Below are 323 nucleotides of genomic sequence, written 5' to 3'. Positions count from 1 at the left end.
CTGCGCCTCCAACCGCGATGCGGCGGCGGCCAGGTGACGGCGCCACGCATGCACCATGAGCTTCTCGAGTGCCGGGCCGGCGGTGGCCGCCAACGCCATCGCCGCCTGGAGCCGGCTCTGGGCCTTGCCCTCCTCGACGTCGCGCTCCAGTTGATCGACCAGCGTGGAGACCTGCCAGTCCGCGAGCCGTGCCATGGTCTGGCCGACGGCGCGCGTGAGCCGGAAGGTGGTGTCCTCGGCGAGGATGTCGTTCTCGATCGCGGAGGCGACGATCGCCACCGCTTCGGCGTCCGACGTGCCGAACGCCGACGAGTCACCCGGAT

General features: G+C 71.5%; 1 pseudogene. It reads right to left on the bottom strand.

Annotated features, from left to right (window positions below):
* A pseudogene (locus D9V41_RS18140) lies at positions 1-323 on the bottom strand (adenylate/guanylate cyclase domain-containing protein); the annotation flags it as partial.

The sequence above is a fragment of the Aeromicrobium phragmitis genome, from assembly GCF_003674095.1.
In the GTDB taxonomy this organism is placed as follows: domain Bacteria; phylum Actinomycetota; class Actinomycetes; order Propionibacteriales; family Nocardioidaceae; genus Aeromicrobium; species Aeromicrobium phragmitis.
This window is presented reverse-complemented; position numbering and strand designations above follow the sequence as displayed.